Origin of the sequence: Haloarcula halobia, assembly GCF_029338255.1 — an archaeon.
Lineage (GTDB): Archaea > Halobacteriota > Halobacteria > Halobacteriales > Haloarculaceae > Haloarcula > Haloarcula halobia.
In genome coordinates this window covers 2,190,171-2,214,202 of record NZ_CP119787.1, presented here as the reverse complement: position 1 = coordinate 2,214,202, position 24,032 = coordinate 2,190,171, and the positions used below count along the sequence as shown (strand labels likewise).

Annotated in this window: 28 protein-coding genes and 2 tRNA genes; 17 read left to right on the top strand and 13 right to left on the bottom strand. The window is 63.8% G+C overall.

Features of this window, described 5'->3' with window-relative positions; all coding sequences use genetic code 11:
- Positions 1-461: 461 nt before the first annotated feature.
- The 3 genes from xacF (at position 462) to P1K88_RS11765 (ending at position 3,586) form a co-directional block, all read left to right on the top strand.
- On the top strand, positions 462-1,901 hold the full coding sequence (gene xacF, locus P1K88_RS11775) for a 2,5-dioxovalerate dehydrogenase (RefSeq protein WP_276410365.1): 1,440 nt from the start codon (positions 462-464) through the stop codon (positions 1,899-1,901).
- 416 nt (positions 1,902-2,317) lie between these two features.
- Complete coding sequence (locus tag P1K88_RS11770; RefSeq protein WP_276410364.1) at positions 2,318-2,476, top strand: hypothetical protein; 159 nt, start codon at positions 2,318-2,320, stop codon at positions 2,474-2,476.
- A gap of 159 nt (positions 2,477-2,635) precedes the next feature.
- A complete protein-coding gene (locus tag P1K88_RS11765; RefSeq protein WP_276410363.1) occupies positions 2,636-3,586 on the top strand; it encodes a zinc-dependent metalloprotease in 951 nt (316 codons plus the stop codon).
- A 16-nt stretch (positions 3,587-3,602) separates the two neighbouring features.
- Here the strand turns inward: P1K88_RS11765 and P1K88_RS11760 are convergent, their stop codons facing one another.
- The 3 genes from P1K88_RS11760 to P1K88_RS11750 form a co-directional block, all read right to left on the bottom strand.
- Entirely contained in the window at positions 3,603-4,163 is a 561-nt protein-coding gene (locus P1K88_RS11760) for a DUF420 domain-containing protein (protein WP_276410362.1), read from the bottom strand.
- A 119-nt stretch (positions 4,164-4,282) separates the two neighbouring features.
- Entirely contained in the window at positions 4,283-6,553 is a 2,271-nt protein-coding gene (locus P1K88_RS11755; RefSeq protein ID WP_276410361.1) for a CDC48 family AAA ATPase, read from the bottom strand.
- Entirely contained in the window at positions 6,550-6,801 is a 252-nt protein-coding gene (locus P1K88_RS11750; protein WP_276410360.1) for a DUF7127 family protein, read from the bottom strand. Before P1K88_RS11750 ends, P1K88_RS11755 begins: the two co-directional genes overlap by 4 nt.
- Before the next feature lie 153 nt (positions 6,802-6,954).
- Here P1K88_RS11750 and P1K88_RS11745 point away from each other — a divergent pair, with 153 nt between their 5' ends.
- Positions 6,955-7,728, top strand: coding sequence for an alpha/beta fold hydrolase (locus P1K88_RS11745; protein WP_276410359.1), 774 nt, complete (start codon positions 6,955-6,957; stop codon positions 7,726-7,728).
- Here the strand turns inward: P1K88_RS11745 and P1K88_RS11740 are convergent.
- The 4 genes from P1K88_RS11740 to P1K88_RS11725 all read right to left on the bottom strand — a co-directional run bounded on the left by P1K88_RS11740 (position 7,717) and on the right by P1K88_RS11725 (position 10,175).
- Positions 7,717-8,421 (bottom strand): protein sorting system archaetidylserine synthase, encoded by a 705-nt coding sequence (locus P1K88_RS11740; RefSeq protein WP_276410358.1) that lies wholly within the window; start codon positions 8,419-8,421, stop codon positions 7,717-7,719. The two genes, P1K88_RS11745 and P1K88_RS11740, sit on opposite strands and share 12 nt — an antisense overlap.
- Positions 8,422-8,471: 50 nt before the next feature.
- The gene (locus tag P1K88_RS11735; RefSeq protein WP_276410357.1) at positions 8,472-9,173 is read right to left on the bottom strand and encodes a metal-dependent hydrolase; all 702 of its coding nucleotides are present in this window, start codon (positions 9,171-9,173) and stop codon (positions 8,472-8,474) included.
- 122 nt (positions 9,174-9,295) lie between these two features.
- Positions 9,296-9,670, bottom strand: coding sequence for a thioredoxin family protein (locus tag P1K88_RS11730; RefSeq protein WP_276410356.1), 375 nt, complete (start codon positions 9,668-9,670; stop codon positions 9,296-9,298).
- Between the two features lie 70 nt (positions 9,671-9,740).
- Positions 9,741-10,175, bottom strand: a complete 435-nt coding sequence (locus tag P1K88_RS11725) for an SRPBCC domain-containing protein (RefSeq protein WP_276410355.1) — start codon at positions 10,173-10,175, stop codon at positions 9,741-9,743.
- Between the two features lie 129 nt (positions 10,176-10,304).
- On the opposite strand from P1K88_RS11725, the gene P1K88_RS11720 reads away from it, so the two are divergent.
- Entirely contained in the window at positions 10,305-10,604 is a 300-nt protein-coding gene (locus P1K88_RS11720; RefSeq protein ID WP_276277563.1) for a PRC-barrel domain-containing protein, read from the top strand.
- Here P1K88_RS11720 and P1K88_RS11715 read toward each other — a convergent pair.
- Positions 10,601-12,058: a DHH family phosphoesterase gene (locus tag P1K88_RS11715; RefSeq protein ID WP_276410354.1), complete on the bottom strand. Its 1,458-nt coding sequence runs from the start codon at positions 12,056-12,058 to the stop codon at positions 10,601-10,603. The two genes, P1K88_RS11720 and P1K88_RS11715, sit on opposite strands and share 4 nt — an antisense overlap.
- A 196-nt stretch (positions 12,059-12,254) precedes the next feature.
- On the opposite strand from P1K88_RS11715, the gene P1K88_RS11710 reads away from it, so the two are divergent.
- Positions 12,255-12,328, top strand: a tRNA-Lys gene (locus tag P1K88_RS11710).
- A gap of 345 nt (positions 12,329-12,673) precedes the next feature.
- Positions 12,674-12,913: a hypothetical protein gene (locus P1K88_RS11705; RefSeq protein WP_276410353.1), complete on the top strand. Its 240-nt coding sequence runs from the start codon at positions 12,674-12,676 to the stop codon at positions 12,911-12,913.
- An 18-nt stretch (positions 12,914-12,931) separates the two neighbouring features.
- Here the strand turns inward: P1K88_RS11705 and P1K88_RS11700 are convergent, their stop codons facing one another.
- On the bottom strand, positions 12,932-13,366 hold the full coding sequence (locus P1K88_RS11700; RefSeq protein ID WP_276410352.1) for a GNAT family N-acetyltransferase: 435 nt from the start codon (positions 13,364-13,366) through the stop codon (positions 12,932-12,934).
- A gap of 107 nt (positions 13,367-13,473) precedes the next feature.
- On the opposite strand from P1K88_RS11700, the gene P1K88_RS11695 reads away from it, so the two are divergent.
- Positions 13,474-13,698 carry a hypothetical protein gene (locus P1K88_RS11695; RefSeq protein WP_276410351.1) on the top strand — a complete coding sequence of 75 codons (225 nt, stop codon included), beginning with the start codon at positions 13,474-13,476 and terminating at the stop codon, positions 13,696-13,698.
- 30 nt (positions 13,699-13,728) lie between these two features.
- On the opposite strand, the gene guaB is transcribed toward P1K88_RS11695, so the two are convergent.
- Entirely contained in the window at positions 13,729-15,213 is a 1,485-nt protein-coding gene (gene guaB / locus P1K88_RS11690; protein WP_276410350.1) for an IMP dehydrogenase, read from the bottom strand.
- 383 nt (positions 15,214-15,596) lie between these two features.
- Between guaB and P1K88_RS11685 the strand changes: the two genes are divergently transcribed.
- From P1K88_RS11685 to P1K88_RS11675, 3 genes are all read left to right on the top strand, one after another.
- The gene (locus P1K88_RS11685) at positions 15,597-16,484 is read left to right on the top strand and encodes a DUF5794 domain-containing protein (protein WP_276410349.1); all 888 of its coding nucleotides are present in this window, start codon (positions 15,597-15,599) and stop codon (positions 16,482-16,484) included.
- Positions 16,485-16,524: 40 nt separating this feature from the next.
- Positions 16,525-16,752, top strand: a complete 228-nt coding sequence (locus tag P1K88_RS11680) for a DUF5795 family protein (RefSeq protein ID WP_276410348.1) — start codon at positions 16,525-16,527, stop codon at positions 16,750-16,752.
- 54 nt (positions 16,753-16,806) lie between these two features.
- Positions 16,807-16,986: transfer RNA gene (locus tag P1K88_RS11675), tRNA-Trp, on the top strand.
- A 22-nt stretch (positions 16,987-17,008) separates the two neighbouring features.
- Here the strand turns inward: P1K88_RS11675 and P1K88_RS11670 are convergent.
- Together P1K88_RS11670 and P1K88_RS11665 are read right to left on the bottom strand one after the other, a co-directional pair.
- Positions 17,009-17,227, bottom strand: a complete 219-nt coding sequence (locus tag P1K88_RS11670; protein ID WP_276410347.1) for a hypothetical protein — start codon at positions 17,225-17,227, stop codon at positions 17,009-17,011.
- 33 nt (positions 17,228-17,260) lie between these two features.
- Positions 17,261-17,695, bottom strand: coding sequence for a universal stress protein (locus P1K88_RS11665; RefSeq protein ID WP_276410346.1), 435 nt, complete (start codon positions 17,693-17,695; stop codon positions 17,261-17,263).
- A gap of 345 nt (positions 17,696-18,040) precedes the next feature.
- On the opposite strand from P1K88_RS11665, the gene P1K88_RS11660 reads away from it, so the two are divergent.
- From P1K88_RS11660 to P1K88_RS11645, 4 genes are all read left to right on the top strand, one after another.
- Positions 18,041-18,568 (top strand): hypothetical protein, encoded by a 528-nt coding sequence (locus P1K88_RS11660; RefSeq protein ID WP_276410345.1) that lies wholly within the window; start codon positions 18,041-18,043, stop codon positions 18,566-18,568.
- 808 nt (positions 18,569-19,376) lie between these two features.
- Positions 19,377-20,504 (top strand): right-handed parallel beta-helix repeat-containing protein, encoded by a 1,128-nt coding sequence (locus P1K88_RS11655; protein ID WP_276410344.1) that lies wholly within the window; start codon positions 19,377-19,379, stop codon positions 20,502-20,504.
- Between the two features lie 238 nt (positions 20,505-20,742).
- Entirely contained in the window at positions 20,743-20,952 is a 210-nt protein-coding gene (locus P1K88_RS11650) for a hypothetical protein (RefSeq protein WP_276410343.1), read from the top strand.
- A 233-nt stretch (positions 20,953-21,185) separates the two neighbouring features.
- Complete coding sequence (locus tag P1K88_RS11645) at positions 21,186-21,689, top strand: hypothetical protein (protein WP_276410342.1); 504 nt, start codon at positions 21,186-21,188, stop codon at positions 21,687-21,689.
- Positions 21,690-21,891: 202 nt separating this feature from the next.
- Here the strand turns inward: P1K88_RS11645 and P1K88_RS11640 are convergent, their stop codons facing one another.
- Positions 21,892-22,311 (bottom strand): DUF8059 family membrane protein, encoded by a 420-nt coding sequence (locus P1K88_RS11640; protein WP_276410341.1) that lies wholly within the window; start codon positions 22,309-22,311, stop codon positions 21,892-21,894.
- Positions 22,312-22,423: 112 nt separating this feature from the next.
- Between P1K88_RS11640 and P1K88_RS11635 the strand changes: the two genes are divergently transcribed.
- Together P1K88_RS11635 and P1K88_RS11630 are read left to right on the top strand one after the other, a co-directional pair.
- Positions 22,424-22,882 (top strand): pyridoxamine 5'-phosphate oxidase family protein, encoded by a 459-nt coding sequence (locus P1K88_RS11635; protein WP_276410340.1) that lies wholly within the window; start codon positions 22,424-22,426, stop codon positions 22,880-22,882.
- A gap of 234 nt (positions 22,883-23,116) precedes the next feature.
- Positions 23,117-23,845, top strand: a complete 729-nt coding sequence (locus tag P1K88_RS11630) for a DUF7847 domain-containing protein (protein WP_276410339.1) — start codon at positions 23,117-23,119, stop codon at positions 23,843-23,845.
- The last annotated feature ends 187 nt before the right edge of the window (positions 23,846-24,032 follow it).

Genomic DNA, 24,032 nt, shown 5'->3' with positions numbered 1-24,032 from the left:
AGAACTGTAGTTCAGTCAGTGTAAACGTTCAGTCATACAGACGAGAAGTTCCGTCGGTACCATCTGAGAGAGCGTCAAGCGTCCGAATCCTGCCGTTTCGCGCCCGAAACGAAGGCGTTCGAACTCGGTCACTGAAATCCGAATCCCGAACAACGACGGACACTCTAACAAACGTACATATGTCACGAAAACCCGAATTCCTCACGAACGATAGTTCGAAACTCTGTTCACACATGGTGAATACGCGGTTGGGAAACTTCGGTCGCCCGTACTCTCGCGGTCCGGGGCCACCACTGGATGTCCCCGAACTCGGTCGAACCGCCGTCGAGCGCGGCTGGCCTCGCTCTTCGGCCCTCGACCCGGGTTCTGCCCAGTTCGCCGCCCGGCCGTCGCGAGCACGTGTGCGTGCTGTCCGACGGTCACCAAAACCTTCTCGTAGTCGGGGCGAGTCCCTCCTACCAATGGTAGAGACGTACCACAATTACGTCGACGGAGCGTGGACCGAATCCGAAACCGGCGAGACCTACGAGACATACAATCCTGCGGCCCCCTCGGAGGTCGTCGCCCGGTACCAGCAGTCCGGGACGGCCGACGCCGAACGGGCCGTCGAGGCCGCGGCGGCCGCTCAGGACGAGTGGGGCACCACACCGGGGCCACAGCGGGGCGCCATCCTGCGTGAGGCCTCGAACAACCTCGCCGCGCGCAAGGAGGAGATCACCGAGACCCTCGTTCGCGAGGAGGGCAAGGCGCGCCCGGAGGCAAGCGGTGAGGTCCAGCGGGCCATCGACATCTTCGCCTACTACGGGACCAAGGCCAGCGAGGTCGGCGGCGAGGTCAAACCCGCAAGTGCCCCGGAGAAGACGCTGTACACGGTCAACGAACCCGTGGGCGTCGCGGGGCTCATCACGCCGTGGAACTACCCCATCGCCATCCCGGCCTGGAAGATCGCGCCGGCCCTCGCGGCCGGCACCACCGTCGCCTTCAAGCCGGCATCCATCGCGCCGAGTGTCGCACGCCAACTCGTCGAGTGTCTGGACGAGGCCGGCCTGCCCGACGGCGCGTTGAACATGGTCACCGGTCCCGGTCGGACGGTCGGGACGACGTTCTCGACTCACGAGGCGATCGACGCGGTGTCGTTCACGGGGAGTTCGGCCGTCGGCGAGACGGTGGGCTCGCAGGCAAACGAGTCGGGCAAGCGCGTCCAGCTGGAGATGGGTGGGAAGAACCCCGTCGTGGTGATGGACAGCGCCGACGTCGAGGAGGCCGTCGACATCGCGGCGGCGGGTGCCTTCGGGGTCACGGGGCAGGCCTGTACGGCCACCTCGCGGGCCATCGTCCACGAGAACCTCTACGAGGAGTTCCTCGAGGGCATCGTCGCCACAGCAGAGGCTATCGAAATCGGCCCCGGCCTCGATGGGGCCGACATGGGTCCCCACGTCTCGGAGGCGGAGCTCGAGGGGACGCTGGACTACGTCGAGGTCGGCGAGAGCGAGGGGGCGACGCTCGAGACCGGTGGTCGGGAGGTCGACGGTGAGGGATACTTCGTGGAGCCGGCGGTGTTCTCGGACGTAGCGCCGGAGATGCGCATCGCCCAGGAGGAGATCTTCGGGCCGGTGCTGTCGGTCATCCCGGTCTCGAGTTACGATGAGGCGGTCGAGGTGGCCAACGGGGTCCCGTACGGGCTGTCGGCGAGCATCGTCACGGAGGACCTCTCGGAGGCCCACAGTTTCGTCGCTGACGCCGACTCGGGCGTGGTGAAGGTAAACGAGAAGACGACGGGACTGGAGTTGCACGTGCCCTTCGGGGGGATGAAAGACTCCTCGAGCGAGACCTACCGCGAGCAGGGCGACGCCGGCCTGGACTTCTATACCATCTCCAAGACCGTCTACCTCAACTACTAGGAACTCCGTACCGCCATTCGATTCTGGATCTCTATCCGGGGATACCGTAACCGGTTGAATTATCGAGCGGTTCCGGGCGCAAAAACCACTATCCACTCGTCCAGAACGCGATACTTGCCTCTATGTGGGCTCTTGGATATACTTGCGACGATTTGATAGACGAAAAACACTCACGTACGGGCGATTAACCAAATTGTGTGTATACTGGCGTCTCTCGGGCGACGATATCGCGATACTGCGACACTCGCGGAGAGACCGATACCGTTATCGCGCAAAACGAGCCACAGACGTGTTCGGCAGCACGTCATCCGAGGCCGGGTGCGGCGCTGGCAGACGGAAGTGTAAACCGCCATTGTCCGAGGCTTACGGGGAGTATGCGCATCGTACTTTAGTGGAACCGTGGTATTGGATGACGTATGACCGCCACTGATCACCGGGCGGCCGTCGAGGCACGACGTGCCCCAGTCCCCGAGAGCGACGACGACAGGTACTGCCGTCACTGCGAGGCCATCGGGCTCGCGTACGACCCGACAGCGGGCCGTGCTCGCTGTCGGTCGTGTGGCTCGCTCGTCTGACCGACGACGTTTGGCCGCGGTTCCTCCACCACGACTCGTCATACGCGTCCGGCAGACACACCAGTAGCCCACGGTTACCCGGCCAGCGACGCCACGGTGCCGGACGGCGGGTGGGCGAACGGGGAGAAGGCATATTTCGGCGCGTCCCGTCGATGGTGTATGGGACTGTACCATAGCGTCAGGGCCGTCGCGCGGGCGTCGGGCGACGGGCCCATCGACTGGGAGGCCGTCGCCGCCGCGGCGAAAGCGGGGACGGACCCCGGTGACCTCGACGTCTCGACGGCCGAGCGTGAGGGGTACGCGACCGACGTCCGGGACGCGAGAGACCGCGTCCGGCGCGTCAGCGAACTCGACTTCGACCTGCCCGAGACGGTCGAGATCCAGAACCGCCACCACTGGATCGACGCCAACGTCGCTACGTTCGAGCGGGTGATGGCACCGATCGAGCAGCAGGCGGAGTACATCCCGGGCATCGCCCGGGTCGTCAACACCGGGTCGATGGCCTTCGCGCTCTCGTTTCTCGGGAACAACGTCCTCGGCCAGTACGATCCGCTCTTGCTGGCCGACGGCGACGAGCACGCGCTGTACTTCGTCCGGCCGAACATCCAGCGCGTCGCCGGGCAACTCGACGTCGACGGCGACCGGTTCCGCCGCTGGATCGCTTTCCACGAGGTGACACACGCGGCGGAGTTCGGGGCCGCGCCGTGGCTCTCTGACCACCTCGAGGAGTCGATGGAGACGGCCATCGACAAGTTGAGCGACGGGAACCTCGACCGCTCGTCGCTCGGCGAACTCGACACGACGATGACGGCCGTCGAGGGGTACGCGGAGCTGCTGATGGACCGGGCGTTCGACGACCAGTACGACGACCTGCGGCGGAAGGTCGACGAGCGCCGGAAGGGACGTGGCCCGGTGGCGACGCTGGTCCGGCGCCTTCTGGGCCTCGGGATGAAGCGCCAGCAGTACGAGCGGGGCAAGGCGTTTTTCGACGCAGTGGTCGACGACCGGGGCGTCGCTGCCGCGGGCCGGGTCTGGGACCGCCCCGAGAACCTCCCGACCCGGGAGGAACTCGACGCTCCGGACCTGTGGATAGCGCGGGTCGACCCATAGATCCGGCGTTGCCCTGTCACCAGAACACGTACAACAGGAGATAGACCACGACGCCCAGCGAGAAGGAGACGAGCCACAGCGTCGCCGCGGCCTTTCCCACTCGCGGGTGGTTGGTCTCGGACAGCCGGGCGGGCGGGTGCGAGAACGCGAGCAGGAGGACGTAGTACACCAGCGGGATGGCGACGATGGCCAGCAGGATGTGTATCGCGAGCAGCGGGAAGTAGACGTACGTCTCGAGGACGGCGGGGCCCGCGAACTGCGTGGGCCCCTCGAAGATGACCCGGTAGAGATAGAGGACGAGGAACGCGACGAACAGCCCGAAGGTGGCGAGCATCAGCCGTCGGTGCCGGCGGACGTCGCCGCGACGGATGGCGCGAATCCCGCCGAGGATCGTGCCGATGGCGACGAGACTCAGGGCAGCGTTGACGTGGGGGATGGCGTCGACGACGGCGTCGGGGGGATGGGGCAGCACCGACCGGGGAATCGCACCCAGGACGGCGCCGAACACGACGGCGAGCGAGACGACCGTCAGGAGGCCGGTTATCGGCCCGACGTTGTCACGAACAGTCACCTGCATGGATCGGAGTTAGGACAACGGGACAATGTGTATTGCGTTCTGGGACGCGACGATGGGACTGCCCGCGTCGCTGTAGACGGAGAAGACGAGCGAGTGCGGACGCCCGGCCGAAACCGGTCCTACTGGAAGGTCCGGCCGACGGGGTCTTCGTCGGCCATGCCGGGTTCGTTGCGCTGGAACTTCTCTTCGATCTGGTCGTAGCGGTCGCGGGTCTCCTGGGTGACGCTGGCGTTGACCTCGTCCAGGGCCTGCTCGAAGTGGTCCATCGTCACGCGGACGTTGCCGACCGTGTCGTCGATGTCCTCAGGGTCGACGCTGGCGATGAACTCGCGGGTCGCGGCCATCGACGCCTCGCGGGCGACGGCCTCGATGTCGGCCCCGACGTAGCCCTCGGTGCGGCGGGCCAGGCGGTCCAGGTCGACGTCGTCTGCCAGCGGCTTGTCGCGGGTGTGGACGTCGAAGATGGCGCGGCGCGCCTCCTCGTCGGGCACCGGCACGTGGACGTGCCGGTCCAGGCGTCCGGGGCGCAGCAGGGCGCTGTCGATGAGGTCGGGCCGGTTGCTCGTCGCGATGACGACGACGTCCTCCATCTCCTCGATGCCGTCGAGTTCGGTCAGCAGCTGGCTGACCATGCGCTCGCCGACGCCCGAGTCGCCAGACCGGGTGCCCCGTTCGGTCGCGATGGAGTCGATCTCGTCGAAGAACACCACCGTGGGGGCGTTCTCGCGGGCCTTGCTGAACACCTCGCGGACGCCCTTCTCGGACTCCCCGACGAACTTGTTCAGCAGTTCGGGCCCCTTCACCGAGATGAAGTTCGAGTCGGCCTCGTTGGCGACGGCCTTCGCGAGCAGGGTCTTCCCGGTGCCGGGCGGGCCGTACAGCAGGACGCCCTTCGCGGCCTGTAAGTCCATCGCCTCGAAGACGCTCCCGTACTCCAGGGGCCACTGGATGGTCTCGCGGAGGCGTTCTTTGGTGTCTTCGAGCCCGCCGACGTCGGCCCAGGTGATGTCGGGGACCTCGACGAACACCTCGCGGAGCGCCGAGGGCTCGATACCCTTCTTGGCCTCCTTGAAGTCCTCGTCGGTTATCTCCAGGTGCTCTAGGACCTCGGCGTCGATCTCGTCGGACTCGAGGTCGAGCTCGGGGCGGATGCGCCGGAGCGCGTTCATCGCGCTCTCTTTGGTCAGCGAGGCGAGGTCGGCCCCGACGAACCCGTGGGTGTTCTCGGCGTACTCCTCTAGGTCGATCTGCTCGGAGAGGGGCATCCCGCGGGTGTGGACCTGCAGGATCTCCTTGCGGCCCTCCTTGTCCGGGACGCCGATCTCGATCTCGCGGTCGAACCGGCCGCCCCGGCGGAGCGCTGGGTCGATGGCGTCGACGCGGTTGGTCGCACCGATGACGATGACCTGGCCGCGCTCCTCTAAACCGTCCATCAGCGAGAGCAACTGGGCGACGACGCGGCGTTCCACGTCGCCCTGGGTCTCGCCGCGCTTGGGTGCGATGGAGTCGATCTCGTCGATGAAGACGATGGCCGGCGCGTTCTCGGAGGCCTCGTCGAAGATGTCACGGAGCTGCTCCTCGCTCTCGCCGTAGTACTTCGACATGATCTCCGGGCCGGAGATGGTCGTGAAGTACGCGTCGATCTCGTTGGCGACGGCCTTGGCCATCAGCGTCTTCCCGGTGCCGGGCGGGCCGTGCAGCAGGACGCCCTTCGGCGGTTCGATGCCGAGCTGCTGGAAGAGCTCGGGGTGGCGCATCGGCAGCTCGATCATCTCGCGGACCTGCTCGAGTTCGCCGTCGAGGCCGCCGATGTCCTCGTAGGTGACGTCGGGGGTCTCCGGTCCCTCGGCGGTCTCGCCGCCGCGGATCTGCTCGGCAGGTTTCTCGCTGACCTGAATCTCCGTGGAGTCGGTGACGACGACGGTCCCGGAGGGTTCGGTCTCGGCGATCTTCAGCGGGATCTTCTGGCCGGACATCGACGAGAGTGGGCCGAGGCCGAAGCTCACGGGGACGGTCTGGCCCTGGGTGACGGCCTGGCCGCTGAGGTTGTTGCGGATCATCGGCCCGACGTTCCCCCGAACGCGGAGGTTCTGGGGCAAGGCGACGGTGACGTGGGTCGCCGGGTTCACGTCGGCCTTCTCGACGGAGACGCTGTCGTCGATGCCGACACCGGCCTCCTGGCGGAGCTGGCCGTCGATGCGGACGATGCCGTTGCCGGTGTCCTCGGGGTACCCGGGCCAGACCCGCGCGACCGCGCGGTTCCCCTGGCGCCCCTCGAGGACGATGTAATCGCCGTTCTCGAGGCCCATCTCGTCCATCGCACCGCGGTCGATGGCTGCCAGGCCGCGACCGGCGTCCTTCTGCTTGAGTGGTTTGACGGTGAGTTTCATCGAATCTCCTCCTCGGGGTCGGATAGCTCGATGGTGAGGACGCCGTGGTTGATAAACGCTCGTGCGTCCACACCGGCCGGGAGCGCCTGTTCGTACTGGTCGTCGCCCGCCACGACGATGATCGTACCGTCGACGATGTCGACACTGGCGTCGTCGACGGGTCCCACGTCCGCCGCGAACACGACGTGGTCGTCGTACTCGAACCGACGGAAGGGGGCGTCGCCGAACAACGTACGTTCTGAATTCATCCTAACACAAGGTAAGTTAGACAACTATTTAAAGATTTCGCAAAAATACGCAACACGGCAGCGGGGTGGTGCTAATCGATTGAATGCGGTTCACACTCGTTCCGTGCAGCGGGACACCGCATTTATTCCCGGCGCTCGCGTGGATACCGTTACATGGAGACCACGGCGCACGACGGACGAGAGACGGCGTATCGTCACACCCGCCCGGAAGCGGACGGTCACACCGCGCTGTACGTCCACGGGAGCGGCGCGACACACGCCGTCTGGGGCCATCAGTACGGCCCGTCGGGGCCGACGCACCCGGCGGCGGCGCTCGACCTGAGCGGCCACGGGGAGTCCGACGACGTCGACGCCGGCCCGGCGGGCGCTATCGACGCGTACACCGCCGACGTGGCGGCCGTCGCCCGGGCCGTCGACGCGGACGTCCTGGTCGGCAACTCGCTGGGTGGCGCCGTCGTCCAGCGCGCCGCCACCGAGTTGGACCTCGCCCTCTCGGCACTCGTGCTGCTCGGCACCGGGCCGACCCTCCCGGTTTTCGAGGGCCTGCGGGAGTGGCTGGAATCGGACTTCGACCGGGCCGTCGAGTTCCTCCACGGCCGGGACCGCCTGTTCCACGACACCGGCGCCGACACGCTCGCCCGGTCCCGGTCCCAGATGCGCGCCGTGGGTCAGCGGGTCACCCGCCGGGACTTCCTGGCCTGTCACGGCTTCGACGGACGGGACCGGCTGACCGACATCGACCTGCCGACCCTCGCGGTCTGTGGCGAACACGACAGACTGACCCCGCGCGCGTATCACGAGGACCTCGCCGCGTCGATATCGCGGGGCGAGTTCGCACTGGTGCCCGACGCGGCCCACCTCGCGATGGTCGAGCACCCCGCCGCGTTCAACGAGGCGGTCGAATCGTTCCTGGATTCACTCGCCTGATGCCTCGGTCCCCTCCCAGTAGTAGCGCGGACCGAGTGTGAGAAAGAGCAGCGCCACGACGAGCATCACCCGGGGCCCCAGCCGACCAAGCGCCGTCGGTGCGACGACGGAGATCGAGAGGACGGCGCCCATCGGTATCGCCGTCCTGGCGCCCGGTTTGGGGAAGTCGAAGGGGGCGACCATCAGAAGCGAGAGGACGACGGCGCCGGCGGCGAGGACGAGCGGGTTCGTGATCCCGGAGAGGTAGGCCGTCGCGAGGATGATGACGCCCAGCGTGTTTGGGATGCCGGGTCGGGCGTCGACGCCTTCGATGTAGGTCGTGTAGAACGCGGTTCGGACGACCGAGAAGACGGCATAGACTGCGGCGAGTAGCGTGATGCCGACGACGACGACCGGCGACGCCTCGCCGACGCTGCCGTAGGCTCCTGTCAGCGCGACGAAAAGGAACAGGCTCGGCGTCGCCCCGAAGGAGATGACGTCCGTGATGGAGTCGAGCAGAGGACCGACCGCCGAACTGTCGCCCTCGCGGGCGACGATGCCGTCGACGGCATCCAGGATTATCGCGAGGAGCATGAGTCGAGCCGCGAGCTGGAGGTCGGTGTAGGCCACCGCGCCCGCGGCGAATCCGACCACCGCGTTGGCGAGCGTGACCGTGTCGGCGACACTGAGCCGTCGGCGCACGTCGAAGCCCATGCGTGTCCGGTCGGCAACCGCCCACAAGAAGGACTCGGAACGGCGCTGGCTCACTCCTCGGGCAGGTCGTAGCCGACGACGAAGCGAGCGGCGGTGGCGAGCGTCCCCACTATCAGGAGGTACAGTTGCCAGCCGCCGCGCGCGACGGGGAACACGCGGTCGACGACCTCCGGCTGTTCCTCGGCGCCCGGATTGGGGTCGATACCCGTGCTCATCTGGACCTCGCTCGTGTTGCCGATAGACGGGAGGGTTGGTACGCCGCCACCGCCGCCACCGCCACCGCCACCGCCGCCACTCTCCGACGCGGGTGGGCTTGTCTCGACGAACGTCTGGACGATGCCGCGCTGGGTCGACAGCTCCAGTCGCCCGCGAATCTGGTAGAACTGGTCGTGCAGCGGCCACAGCAGGTTCGCGCCGCCGCCGACGGCGTCCAGCAGGACGTGCGCGACGGCGTAGACGAAGACGCAGAACCAGGCGACGCGGACCCCGTAGGCCCCCCACCGGTCCCTGACGAACGACTCCTCACGCACGTAGAGGTCGACGGCGAGGACTGCCGCCGCGACGGCGGGAATCACGAGGTTCGTCGTCGCCGTTCGATGGCCCGCCGTCGAGAACAGCGCGATGAACGCGTCGACGTCGGGAATCGTCACCACGGCGAGCGACACCAGGAGCGACCGCCGGTCGAACGCCGCCCCGAGCAACGTCGCCGCGAGCAGTCCGACCAGCGCGTAGTGGACCACCAGCGAGGGCATACGTTGTCACTCGTCACGGACGAGATGAGTGTTGTGGTCGATCCGGCCTGTCTCGCTGGCCTCGCGGACGCCGCCGGGGCCATCGCTTCGCGATGGGTCTCGGTGCGCAGCGGCGGGCGCCTTCAGACGTACCGGGCGACGAGTTCACGCAGGGTCGACTCGTCGCGCATCCCGACCAGGCGCTCTACCTGGTCACCGTCGTCGTAGAGCAGGACCGTCGGGATGCCATGGACGTCGAGCGCCTGGGCCAGCTGCTGGCGTTGGTCGACGTCGACCGTCGCCACGACGGCCGGCGTCTCGGCGGCGAGCGCCGCCACGACTGGTTCGAGCATCTTGCAGGGGCCACACCAGTCGGCATACAGGTCCACGAGGACGGGGTCGTGGTCGGCGACCAGCGACTCGAAGTGCGCTGTGCTCTCGACGTGGATCGGTGCGTCGACCGACTGCGGTTCCGGGTCCGGGACGTCGTCGTCCGTATTCGAGCCTGCGTCACGCATACCAGCAGAGAGGGGCAGTACGGGTTTAGCCGGTCTGTCTCTGTGCTCCCGTGGTGCACGACCGCGGGAGTTACTTCTCTACGAGTTCGAGGGCTCTGCGCCGCAGGCCCACGTTCATCTGCTCGAAGCCCCGCCGCATCCGCCGCTCTAACCGGTTCACGACCGGGGTGGCGAACCGGCCGTCGATTCGCTCGTGCTGGGTGAACCGCGTGCCCGCGCCGCCCTCGAGCGGTTCGAGCAGGAAGGCGTGCTCGGCGGCGTGGCCGAACAGCGACGTGCGCCAGCGCACCTCTGTCCCGGGGACCACCGAGAGAATCGTTGGGGAAAACGCAACGGTCGGGAGTCCGGGTATCGACAGGCGAGCGGTCACCGTCTCCCGTTCGGTCAGGTCCCCGCGTACACGGAGGAGCGTGTTCCACCGAGGGTACGCCTCGACGTCGGTCAGCACCTCCCAGACCGTCGCCGGCGGTGCCGAAACGTCGATGGACGCTGCGATCACGGGCATCGCGCCCGGCTAGGGACTCTCGATTCAAAAGGCTCCCGTGGGTCGTGTTGTCACGTGCCTCTCTGGGCGGCCGCCGGAACGTGCTAGTCGCCGAAGAAGTTTTAAGACCCGTCCGTCCGACCTCATCCTATGGACCCGGAGAGCGTTCCACAGGAGATAACGACACTCGTCGGGCGCGAGGTGTACTCGAACAATGGCGTCTTCGTCGGCGAAGTCGAGGACCTCCGCCTCGACCTGGACCGCCAGGAAGTCACCGGCCTCGCCCTGCACCAGGTCAACACCGAGCTGTTCGACCAGGAGGTCCGAACCGCACGCGGCATCATCCTCCCGTACCGGTGGGTACAGGCCGTCGGCGACGTCATCATCGTCAACGACATCGTCGAGCGCCTGCGCAACCCCGACGACGAAGAAGAGGAAGTCCCGGCCTAGTTGCCGTTCCCGTTCTCGCTCGAGCTGTCGACGCCCATCGCCTGGAACAGTTTCTGCTTGACTGCTGACTCCGTCAGCTCCAGCAGCGTGTCGCGGTTCCCGTCGCTCGTATCGAGGCCCGTGAAGATGCCCAGGGGGATCTCGACGCTCGCGTCCGTCGAGTGGCCGGCCGTCTTGCCCATCTCGCCGAAAGCGTCCCCAAGGACCTTGCCGATGTTCATGCGGATGTCCTTCGAGCGCGCGGCCAGGTAGATGGTGTCGTCGGCGATGGCAAACACCGCCGTCGTCGTGATGCCCTCCAGGTTGAGGAGGTGCTGGGCCGCCTGCGAGAGGGCGTCCCGGTCGCGGATGAACCCCGCGTTCGAGACGAGGTGACTGCCCTGGACCTCCCGGTTCCGGATGGCCTCTGCCAGCACGTCGAGCGTCTCGGGGCTCATCGAGGGCGACTCGACCTGTTCTAGGGTATCGTGGTCGGCAAACGGGTAGAGGTACGCCGCCGCGGTCAGGTCCGCGGGGGTCGTGTCGCGTTTGAAATCGAGCGTCTCCGCGCGAATCCCGTAGAGCAGTGCCGTCGCAACCGTCTCGTTCAGGTTCAGGTCCAGTTCCTGGATGTACTTCGTGAGGATGGTCGACGTCGCCGAGACGTTCGGCCGGATGTCCGAGAACGTCGCGTCGTGGTCGTCCTCGTGCTCGTAGTGGTCGATGATGATGTCGATGTCCTCGATGCTCGGTTCGCCGCCCTTCGCGACGTCGACGAGCGCGAAGGTGTCGTACTCGCTCAGGTCCACGTCTTCCCGCGCAGCGAGTTCGATGCCCAGCAGGTTGACGAACGCGCGGTTCTCCTGGCGGCCGATCTCCCCCTCGTAGACGATGTCGGCCTCGACGTCACGGCTCCGGGCGATGGCCCTGAGCGCCGCCGCGGACGCGATGGAGTCCGGGTCGGGCGAGCGCTGGACGAGAATCGCCATCCGTTCTTCCGTGCCGTCGATGACGTCGCCCAGCTGGGTCGCCTTGTATTCGAGTTCGCCCGTCTCCAGTGCTCGCAGGGCCGAGTCGGCGATGACCGCCGAGGGGTTGATGACGACGTCGGCACCCAGGTCGGCCAATTCGTCGGCCGAGACGGGGTCGTCCGCCCGGGCGACGATGAACTGGTCGCCGCCGGCCTCGCGGATGTTCAGTACGGCCTCGGCGTTTGCCTCGACGTCCGGCGACATGATGAGCACGACGTCGCGGTCGCTGACCGTCTCGACGATGTGCTCCTCGGCGATATCCGCCTGCTGTGCGTTCAGGTCCTGGTCCCGCAGGGCCTCGACGCGGCCCTCGTCGGCGTCGAGGATGAGGACGTCCTTGCCTTCCTCGACGAGCTCCTCCGCCACGGCGTGGCCGACGCTCCCACACCCGAGGATGGCGTAGGTAGACATCGAGGCCATCGTGATGCCGCTGGCTGCACTCATTGACTGTCACGTACGGACGGACGCACTTATATTACACCGTATCAGTCCGGAGACAGCACACGCGACAACGGTCTGGAACGGTGACCCGTCCCCGACCGAGAACGGATAGACCACGCCCGCCGTCACCGGATTCCACCGGCCGCTGCGGGTTCGAAAGGAAACGTATTTACAACCCCCTCCGTAACGATGAGTTGCTGGGCCGGTAGCTCAGTCTGGCAGAGCGACGGCCTCTTAAGCCGTCGGTCGAGGGTTCAAATCCCTTCCGGCCCGTCTTCTGCTCCGAACCTTTCGTGAGGAGCGACGCGTCTACGAAGGATTTGAACCCCGGCAGTCGCAGCGGGAGTGTAGCGAGCGACCGTCTGCCGCCGGTTCAACTCCCGTCCGGCCCGTTCCCTTGCGAACCATTCATGAGGAGCGACGTGGCTACGGAGGGGCGAACCACGCGAGACGACTGGTGGAGCCTCGCAGTCGGGTTCTCATTTCCCCCGTCCGCTTTCTCGGCGCGGCTTCTCTCGACCGTACAGTGACCTGAGTGGCGAGCGACTTCCTCTCTGGACTGCGCTCCGTGTCCTATCAGACAGAAGGTATATATCTGACCCGGGAGACCCCTCGACCATGCCGCCCCTCCCACTGCTGCAGATACCCGGTGCCATCGAGCTGTTCATCGTCTTGTTCATCTTTCTCGTCGGCCTCGCGATACTGGTCGGCGCGAGCTACTGGGTGTACTCCGACGCGTCGAAGCGCGGCAACGACAACGCCGTCATCTGGGCTATCGCGACAGGCTTTGGCTTCTTCCTCGGTCTGCTGCCGGGCCTGCTGGTCATCATCCTGTACGTCGCCATCGGCCGCAACTGACCGCCGCTGGAACCCAGCCTACAGGGACTTACCCATCTCGACGTGCGGGATGCCGGCCTCCTCGAACTCCTCGCCGACTGTCTCGTAGCCCAGGTCGGTGTAGAACTCCTCGACGCGGCGCTGGGCGTGGACCAGTGCCGACCTCGCGCCGCGCTCTCTCGCGTCCTGTTCGGCGGCGTCCATCACCCGCTCGCCCAGCCCCTCGCCACGGTAGGCGTCGAGGACCGCGACCCGTTCGACCTTCACCGTCGTCTCGTCGACGAACCGGGTCCGCGCCGTCGCGACCGGGTCGCCGTCGTCGGTGACGAGGAAGTGCCTGGCAGCCTCGTCCTTGTCGTCCATCTCGATGCGCTCGGGGACGCCCTGCTCTTCGATGAACACCGTCCGGCGGACCGCTCGGGCCCGGTCGCCGAGTTCATCGTCGGGACCGCTGTGGAGGACGTAGGATGACACGCGCTCACTTCGCACACCGGGACACTGTATCTTGCGTTAGGGGGGCGGGCCCAGCACCCGAGAACGCCCGTAACTGTCAACAGCGTTCGTGTCGAATCTCCACGTGTATGCAACTCGACCACGTCACCGACCACGAGCACGAACTGTCGGCCGAGTACCTCTACCCGGCCGATGCCGCGGTGCTCGACGTCGCCGAACGCGACGGTGCCCTCGACGTAACCGTGGCCGTCCCGTGTCCCAGCTGTAGCGAGACGCTCGCGCTGACGGCGACAGTCGAGGCCGTCGAGGAAGCGGACGTGACGCTGCCCCTCGACGAGGAGTACTACGACTGAACGACGGGGTCGAGCGATTCCTGCCCGCGGTTAGCTGTCCGGGCTGTAGTTGGGCGCTTCGTCCGTGATCATCACGTCGTGTGGGTGGCTCTCCTGCTGGCCGGCCGCGGAGACGCGGACGAACTCGGCGCGTTCCTTGAACTCGGGGATGGTCTCGGCGCCGACGTAGCCCATGCCGGACTGCATCCCGCCGACGAGCTGGTGGAGTTCGGAGGCGAGCGAGCCCTTGTACGGCGTCGCGGCCTCGACGCCCTCGGGGACGTACTCCTCGTTTTCCTCGTCGTCCTTCAGGTAGCGCTCGCCGCCACCTTCGTTCATCGCGCCGACGCTGCCCATCCCGCGGTACTGCTTGTACTTCTTGCCGTTCATCGTGATGACGCGGCCCGGGGCCTCGTCGGTCCCGGCGAAGTACGAGCCGAGCATGACGGCGTCGGCGCCGGCGGCGATGGCCTTGATGGCGTCACCGGAGTACCGGATGCCGCCGTCGGCGATGACGGGCACGTCGTGCTGGCTGGCGACGTCGGCGACCTGCGCGACGGCCGTGATCTGGGGCATCCCGGCCCCGGTGACCACGCGGGTGGTGCAGATAGAGCCCGGGCCGATGCCGACCTTCACGCCGTCGGCGAAGTCCACGACGGCCTCGGCGGCCTCGCGGGTGCCGATGTTGCCGACCACGACGTCGGCGTCGACCTCGGCCTTGATATCGCGGGCGCTGTCGATGACGTTGGCGTTGTGCGCGTGAGCGCAGTCGATAAAGAGGATGTCGACGCCGGCTTCGTCGGCGGCCTGGGCACGGTCTACCTCGAACGGGCCGACGGCCGCGCCACAGCGAAGACTGCCGTCCTCGGCGCGGGCCGCCTCGTCGTACTCGCGGCGCTGGAGGATCCCCTGCATCGTCACGAGACCGACGAGCCGATTCTCGTCGTCCACGATGGGGACGCGTTCGATCTTGTGGTCGTACATGAGCTCGAGTGCCTCGCGCGGGCTGACGTCTTCGGGTGCGGTGACGACCTCGTCGGTCATCGCGTCGCTGACGGCGTCGTCCTCGCCGACCTCGAGGTACGGGCGGATGTCCGTCCCGGAGATGATGCCCAGCACCTCGTCGGTCGCCTCGTCGACGACCGGGGCTCCGGAGACGCCCTCCCGCTCCATCATCTCGTCGACCTCGCGGACGGTCTGGTCGGGCCGTGCGGTGACGACGTTGCGGATGATGAGTTCGTCGGCGCGCTTGACGCGCTCTATCTCGGCGACCATCTCCGGGACGTCCATGTTGCGGTGGAGCACACCCAGGCCGCCCTGCCGGGCCATCGCGATGGCCATGTCGCCCTCGGTGACGGTGTCCATCGCGGCGGTGAGGACCGGCTTCTGGAGTTTGACCGATTTGGTCACTCGCGTCGTCGTATCGGCCTCGTCGGGTTCGACGCGGGACTCCTTCGGTCGAAGCAGTACGTCGTCGAAGGTCAGCGCCTCCGGAACGCGGAGTTTCTCCGAAAAGGGCTCGGAATCGTTCGCCATGTAAACCGTCCAGTATCGCCGGTAAAAAACGTTGCGAGAGTAACCGGGACTGGCGGACGGTCACACACTCACACGCACCCCCCGTCCAGATTTCGAGCCGCTGGTGGGACACACGTTCACTTGTGTACGGTTACCGTGGAACTCTCGTGGTGTATGCGGCCGAATATCACACAACGCTTATACTAATATCAACGTTAGTTACAGATATGCATTCGACCGAACCCACCCGCGCGGGCACTGCCCGACCACAGACGCTCTCTCCGGAGACCGTCACGACATTTTCGGTGGGCTTCGGGAAAGGCAACTGGCTGTCCCCCTCATCGAGCCAGTCCAGTGCCGTAGCCGCCCGACGGGAGTTGGGGTATCCCCGGCCGTAGGACTCGATGAGTAGCTCCAGACACCCGGTCGCACTCGACGTCGAGCGGCAGGTCGGTCGTGGCGGGCGACTCCTCGCCACCGTCATGGGCCTCCCACTGGTCGACGGCATCTTCCCGGCGCTCGTCCTCGCTGGCGCGCTCTCGACGGCCACTGGCATGCTCGAGGTGGGCCTGCTCGTCTTCGGCGGGTCCGCGATGGTCGCCGTCGTCCTCGCGGAACTCGACGGCACGCCACGCGAGCAAGCGAGAGTCGTGCTCCTCATCGGCGCCGTGTTGCTCCCGCTCGCGGTCCTCGAGGCCGCCCTGGCCCCGACCCTCGCCGCCGTCGTCGATCTCGCGACGTTCGAGCGGTTCGCCGGCATCGTCATCCTGGCCGTCGCAGCCCAGACCGCGAGCGCCCGCGTCGGCGAGTATCTGCCCCGGCCGGCCGTCATCGTCGGCCTCGGTCTGCTCGCGAGCGTCGATCCGGCGGGCGCGCGACTCGTGGTCGATGCCAACACGGAGCTGATGGCTCGCGCGGCCGCCACCGCCGGCATCGGCGTCGGGTTCGCCCTCGCTGTCGCACTCACGAGCCCGTGGCTCCGCAACGCCGTCGACATCGACCGGTTCCGCTTCGGGAGCGCCGTCGCCCTGGGCGTCCTGGCACTGTCGGTGCTCGGCGTGATGCCGACGACCGCGCCCGTCGCCCTGGCGGTGCTCGCCGTGACTGCGCTGCTCTCGTTCGACCCACAGGAGGTCCGCGAGCGCCACACGGAGTACCGACCGGACCACGTCGACCTCACCGCCGCCTTCGCCGACGGCGGAGCCTCCCAGGGCGTCGCCGGCAGCGAGGGGACCGATGCAGGTGCCGCGGTCGACTACGACCCCGACGAGGAACGCGCGCCCTGGCTCTGAGAACGGGAACATTTAGGCCGGTCCCGCTCCGGTGTCCGGTATGGCAGACAACCGCGTCGTCCAGGGGCGGATGCAGACCCCCCAGAGCCTCGCCGAACTCATCGAGGGCGAGAGCGTGATGGACGCTGAACCGATCGAAGACGCCGACCGGGCGTGTCCCGAGTGCGGCGAGAACGTCCTCTCCGTGGGCTACATGCCCTCTGCGCTCGAGTTCGTCACTGGCTACAAGTGCCAGGAGTGCGACTGGGCCGAGACCGACCGCGAGTGACCGTCGTCGTCCAATCGAAATCCCTTTAATGCAACTGGGGTAAGGCAGGAGTGCGGGGTCGTGGCCTAGTCCGGGAAGGCGGCTGACTCCAGAGGCCACGTGCCTGGGACGAGACTCTAGGGCTGATATACTGAGCGGCCGGCTGATCACCGGTTCGCGACGATGACCCTCTGGAGTTCCGAGGCACAGGACGGAGATATCAGCCGATCGGGGGTTCAAATCCCTCCGACCCCATTCCACTCCTTTCAGTCGTGAATCACATCATCGACGAGGATGCACCAGACGACGTCGTCCAGACGGTGGCGACGGTCCAGTTCGTGGCGTTCTCGACTTCGCCGTCGATACGCGGGAAGAGCGTGTACCGGTCAGCGTCGATCTTGACGAGGCACGCTTCCTCTCGGAACTCCGTCAGACTCTCAATGACGATGGTCTCCTCGGAGAACACACCGACGTGACAGATGCTCCGAGAACGCACGTATGGGCTCTACTGGTAATCCGTATAACTCCCCTATTCCGACTTGGAAACGCCAACAGTTAATACCGGCACGGGCGACCTCTGAACGACTTTTTGTGCCGTACTACCGAGCATGTTCTTTTCGTACTCATCCGCTTGTGTCCCCATCGTGACCAGGTCGATATCGGCGTCAGTAACGTATGACACGATGACGTCTGCTGGTTTCCCTCGCAACACTGCCATTGAGACGTCGATTCCCTCCTTCTTTAGCGTCTCTTTGACGACCGACGTGGCTTCTTCTCCCTCGGCCTTCAAATTCTCCAGAACCTCCTCCTGCATTTCATCGTTCATCGACAGGAATGCGCGATCGTCGACGACGTACAAGGCGTGGACGGTGACGTCTCGACCGTCGGCGATGTCGATTGTATGTTCCAACACCGTATCAACGAAATCGCTGCCGTCCGTCGGGACGAGAATATTGCTATACATCGTCCGTATTGATCACGTTAGATCACACAGTGTTTTCGATTCCGATCGAACGTACGTCGATAGAGAGAGTATTTGTTGGTTAATATATTTGTCTGAGTACGGCATTAACAGTCCCAATGACAATACAACGATACTAGCTAATTTAACCGATGCCGACTTGCGAAACAGGTCGTTAGTCCGGGTTTCAGACGGAGAGTAGCGATCTACCCACTCAATTGGCGTGCGTTGTAGACAGTAGTGGTTCTGTAAGTGTGAATTCGCAGGGAGGACCGGGGATACTCGGATGACGAATCAGTACCAGATGTGTCCCAATATTTTATCTATCAAACACCGCATACCTCATTTATGAATCACCATCGATTCGTCCCGCTGGCGTTGGCTATCGCTGGGTTTGCGGCCATCGGGATCGGCGTCTCTCAGGGGTTGATCCACGTCGCACCGGGATACGAAGGGACCATTATGTCCGGCTGGGATGGAAGCCTGAATCATGAAGAGGTGCTGCTCGTTCAGTTGGGGGCGCTTGGTGTCGGGAGTGTGGTCGCCGGACTTCGTTGGAAACGCCTGTCGAGTATCTCGGTCGTCGTGGGCGGAATCGTGCTGTTCTACGCAGTTCGGGCGGTATTCAATCTGGTTCAGTCCCCGAGGCCGCTCTACCGAGAGTTCTCCATGCAGCGCGCTGGATTCGAGGGCGATACCGTCATGTTCGTTCTCGGTGCAGAGCCGTTCTTGCTTGCCGCCGGTGGTCTGTTGCTCGTCGGCGCGGGTCTCGCACCGTTCACGTCTCGACTCTTCAATCGGGGCGGTGAGGTGGCGACACGCCGACGTCGTGGGGATACGGACCGTCACAGTCGCCACTTCCGTCGAGAAAGCTGACAACAGTCGTCTGCTGACTACATCGTCTCGACTGACCGGATCGCGACTCCTGTGTGAAGTCGTTACTGCAGATTCGCTTCGTTTTGGTGGTAGCCGAGAGAAGAGACTACTTAGTAGGTGTTCGTCTCAAATATTTATCGGCACACCGGCCAGCTGTTCGGCCGAGCGTGGTCAGGCCGACAAGTAGACCCGCGCACAAACAGATTACTGCGAGGTCGGATCCAACTGGGTTGTAGAGGAGCCATCCCGTTACGATATTCAGCAGAATCAAAACGAACGGGTAGAGTGTTTGGAGCGGACTCATTGTTCTTGAATGGGCGTAGTCGCGGAGTAAATAAAGAATCACCTAAGACACAAAATCAATTTGTAGCCTTTGCAGGCAGTATACTGAGCCCTTCGGCTGCTTCGTTCGTCGCTGAAGATTTGCAACTTCAAGACTACAGACGGACTGATTCGTTCCCGGAGACGCGAGATTCGAGTGATAGAGCGACCCGGTATCGGCACGATTTCGCGTTTTTGTAAAAACGTGCAACTGTTCTCCCGGGCATGAGGTGAGTATTAATTCAAAGAACTAGTCCGAAACAAAGACTGTCAGCAGGGAATCTCGGATCGGTGCCAATATATCAATCCCTCATCGGTTCGTCTGTGCCCAGTTCGTCGGGAGCTTGAAGAGATCAGTATCCAGCGCTTCAATCCCACAGGTGTTCGTCTGAGGCTGGTCGAATGGTTAGTATACCAATAGTTATTTAAACTCAAGTTGTGTCAATTACATATACGAGTCACCCGGCAACGGGTGAATCGACAACTTATGACCCGTGATACCAACCAGGTTCGACGACGGACAGTTCTGCAAGCACTCGGCGGCACGATCGTTGCAAGTACTGCGTATAGTGGCCTTGCCGGTGCAAGCCAGCACTGTGATGCGATTGTAAGTGATGGTGATTCTATCCAGGCGGCGATCAACAGTGCGGACTCCGATGACACGATTTGCGTCGAAGCAGGCACCTACAACGAGGATATCACGGTCAACGTGAGCGGTCTCACCCTTGCGGGCCCCAACAGTGGGACACCTGGCGATGGCGACCGTGGTGACGAGGCAACCGTCGGAGGGCAGGTAGTTCTCTCTGCCGATGAGACTGTGCTGGACGGATTTGAGGTGACACCACCGGCAGCAGAAAGCACTCAGACCTCTGAGGCTGTCAGAGCCAGCAACGCGCCTGACGACGTCGTTATCGAGAACAACATCGTGCGTGACTTCGAGCGGGATGATCCCGGTGGCGGGTTCTACGGTGTCGATGGGATCAACATCTTCGGTGGCGCCGGAGACGAGGCGGTCGAGGCTCCGACTGTACGCCAGAATCTGGTGCGGAACCTGCGCAACGAGGACGTCGGGGGCGCTGCCGCCATCAGTATCCAGGGGAACGTTACCGGGGCTGTCGTCGAGGACAACGTCACGAGGGACATCGCCGAGGAGGTGACTGCCTACGGATTCGGTGTCGTGATTCGAGGTACTGGGAACCACGGTAAAGTGCCCGAAGACGTCGACGTGCGTGGGAACGAGTTGGCGAGGGTGTTGTCGGATCCGGACTCGGACTTCGACGGCGTCGGGTTTGAGGTCGAAGCCGATGGGACCGGATATCTCGCGACCGAGAACGTGATTGCAGACAACAATTTGGGAATCGAAGTCAAGGTTGCGGCCGACGAGACTACCGTCGACTTCAACGATATCGCCGGGAATACGCGCCTAGGGGCATTCAACAGGGACGATGGCACGCTTGATGCGACCGACAATTGGTGGGGGCATGCCAGTGGACCAGGCGGACCCGATGGTCGGCGGAATCCCGCTGATCGAGAAGTGGGGCGGGGAGACGATATCGAAGGCGACATCGCCTTCGAGCCGTGGCTGCGCCGGTCAATCGAGAACCCCTCTCGGTGATGCGATCCGGGTGTGGGAAGTCGGTAGCGCCGCCAGACTATTCGAAATATATTCTTTCGTGCTACTGCAAGTTCGCCGAGCGATTCTACGGATCGTTCCAACCGGAGGCAACCCTGAAACGATGAAACTACTGTCGTCACCAGTTGCTCAGAAAGTAGATCGTGGGCTACTCTCTACTTTCACTTCCACTCTACATCCATGGCTGCGTCCTTTTCATTACCACTTGCTCTGTCCGTCTATGGGGACGACCGACGACGACAGGACGGTCCACAAACGGACCGAACTCCACACGCACCACGAGCACTGGACCACGTTCGTACTCAAGGAGCGGGACGACGGTGGCTGGCTCGCCACGCAGGGCGGCGCCGCTGTCGAAGGTCACGGTGAGACGGCCGCTGCAGCCGCAGCCGAGTACTGCCAGAAGATCTCGGAGGCGGGCGATGAGTAAGGCATCTCGCAGTACGATTGCGATCGAGTATCGGTGTCGGGCCTGTGGATACCCCTTCACGGATACGCTTTCAGGGGTCGTCGCTTGCCCGCGCTGCCAGTCAATCGCCGACCACGAACAGGTGGGCCATGCACTCGAATGAGCGCACGTCTCTGACGAACACAGACCAAGCAATCCAGGATCGGATTGCACTGGGGTGGCGGATACGGTGCCCGAAGGGACACACTCGCCTCGTGGACAATGACGGTCCGTCGGTCTATTGCAAGGCCTGCAACGAAGGCCACCGGTACGACGACCTCGTCGACGCTCGCGAGGTCGGTGTTGGCGCCGATCTCCGGACCGAGGGCACGCCAACGTCGATGTATATCGAGGAACTTCGTGAGAGTGACGAGCAGTTCATCGCCGTCCTCGACGAGGTCGCTGTCCTGGATGAAGAGTCGTTGCTTGCACTCTATGAAGTCCCGAATGTCTCGCTCATCTGCATCACTATCGACGAGCACCTCGTGCACTTTTTCGAGGTGTTGCGGGAGTCGCCGGAGGAACTGGTGGAGTGGTTATCGACGGTGCCGTACTCGCGGGTACATGAACAACGGCACGAGCGGTCAGCCAAGGAGACGCAGGAGCATCCGTTGGTGAATCTCGATCCCAGAGACGTGGCTCGACAGGTGGATCCTGCTATCGGGAACCCCACCGGTTCCTTTCGAGACCCGCCGAACGGAGCGGGGGTCGAACTGTAGTGTCCTCTAACGAAATAAGCCCAAATAGACTACGTACCACTCAATAGCATCAACGAACTGGATGATAGGATGTCTCGACAATCCGGAGTAGACAGTCACGCAACGGGCCTCAGACCCACTGTGAGGAAAGCATCAGGGGGAGTTCTGACGCTGTTGATGATATCGGCCCCAGTACTGATATCGAGCGGGAGCCGATCAGGGATTAATCGTCGGTCGGAGCAAACCCAGCCGAGCCACCCCCAGTAGCGTTAGCAGACTGGGTGACTGATTTGTAGAACATGATAAGCATCGATACAATCAGGGCAGTGCCCCAGAGGAATCCTGTCGGCATCAGGAACCCGAGGCCAAATCCCTCACCGAGCCACACAATCCCCGGAATACCCCACTGACCGGCGATAAACAGACCAGTGACTGCAGTTCGAAGCGTGCCAGTAATGCCTAACGCCGGGACCGCGAATCCCATGACGATCGCAAGGATTGACAAGACTCCCAGGTGGGCGTGCCCACCGATCATCCACGGTGGAACCCCGTTCCCACCTGCCAGGAGAACGAACTGATGCATCCCGACGACCATCATCACGGCCAATCCAAGGAATCCTGAGCCTTTGAGTGCACGTGTCATACGTGACACCACAACGGACCAATCCATCTCACATAAAAATTACCTTTCGTTGGATGCTTGAGATAAGGGTATCGGCCACAGGATTAACCATACTACTCTGTAACGTTCAGATATGAGAGAATTAGAGACAGACGAGATCGACGAGATGCTCATTCGGAACGGGGTTGGCGTACTCGCGATGGTCGACGGAGACATCCCATACGCCATTCCGATATCATTTGGATATGACGTATCGCAACCGATCTTCCCGATGCAGTGGGGTGGCGGGTACGAAGGCAGGAAAACTGCGGTCATTGATGACAATCCGAATGTTTGCCTCACCGTCTACGAGCAGGATACCGATGATGACTCCATCTGGCGGAGTGTCGTTATCACGGGCGAGATATACGAGATCGACACCGAAGACGAAGAGAAAGCCTACGCAAGTTTGGCTGCAAACGCGGAGTTCCCACCGGATTTCGGCATCTGGGGAGTTCCGTTCGAAGAGGTCGAGTTTCGCCTCTTCGGGTTACACCCGGAAGATCGTACAGGCCGTGAATTCTCCACCGAGTACGGTGGTTGGAATACCTGAGACCTCCTTGCTATGCACTCCGATCGACCAACAGCGCTCGGCACTCACACCGGATAGATACATCTCGAGACGTACTCTGTCACCCCCACAGTGATTAAGTCGGGGTCAGCCAAGAAGCATCCATCTCGACAGGCACCAGACAGGACGGTTGGTTGGTGTCGGTCCATCGAGGTGAATCGTTTCCGACCTGTTGCGAGGCGGAGATTTTTTCACACCTTCCCGAGCACATGTGCCATGGCCCTCCAGATTGGCCGTGCAATTAGCAACGGTGTTCGCCGGAGTCTCTCTCCGGTTGGAATCGCACTGATGGCCCTCACCGCCGTCTATGTACTGCTGTTTACCAGCTCGGTGAACACGATTGTCGCCGACCAGCTGCCCCCTGGAGTCCAGCAACAAGGACAGATTGGGTTGACGCTACCCCTCCCGAGTGCTGTGGCAGGAGCGCTCGCGTTCGCGGCCATCGTATTCGGTATGGTGATCTACATCGCCGCCGCACGGGCGTTCACACGGGAGGGGCCCGACAGCGGCACGGTCACCGGATCGCTGTTCACGCGGCGAATCGGTCGGGCGCTGCTGAGTGCTGTCGGTGCGAACATCGTCATCAGCATCGCGACGTTCATCGGGTTCCTCCTGCTGGTTATCCCGGGAATTTTCCTCATGGTGAGTTTCGCGTTCGCCTTGTTCGTGATTGCCGTCGAGGACGCCCGGCTCGTGGCGTCGCTGCGGCGAAGCTGGGGGATCGCACGGGGGAATCGATGGCGGCTCGCGGCGCTGCTGTTGGTCGTGGGCGTCGTGACTGGACTCATCAGTAGTCTCGGGTCGCTTGCCTCGTTCGTGAGTCCGACGCTTGGGCAACTCGTGAGTCTCGTGGTGACCACGCCGCTCGTGATAGTCAGTTTTGCTATCATCGCCGAAGCGTATCTCCAACTGCGAGACGAGGAGTCGGGTGTTCTCGAAGGGTGACTCAGTGGTAAATCAGCATAACCGCCTCAGCAGTGCTGCTGGCAGCCTGGGCTATGGCCGAATGTGAGCACTGTGGGGAAAACGTGGGATGACCCGGATGTCGAGGTCGCCGTCGGTCACTTCGTCGCGGAGCACGGGTTGCTGGGGGACTGTACCGCAGTTCGGATCCCCTCGGTCACACGTGCAG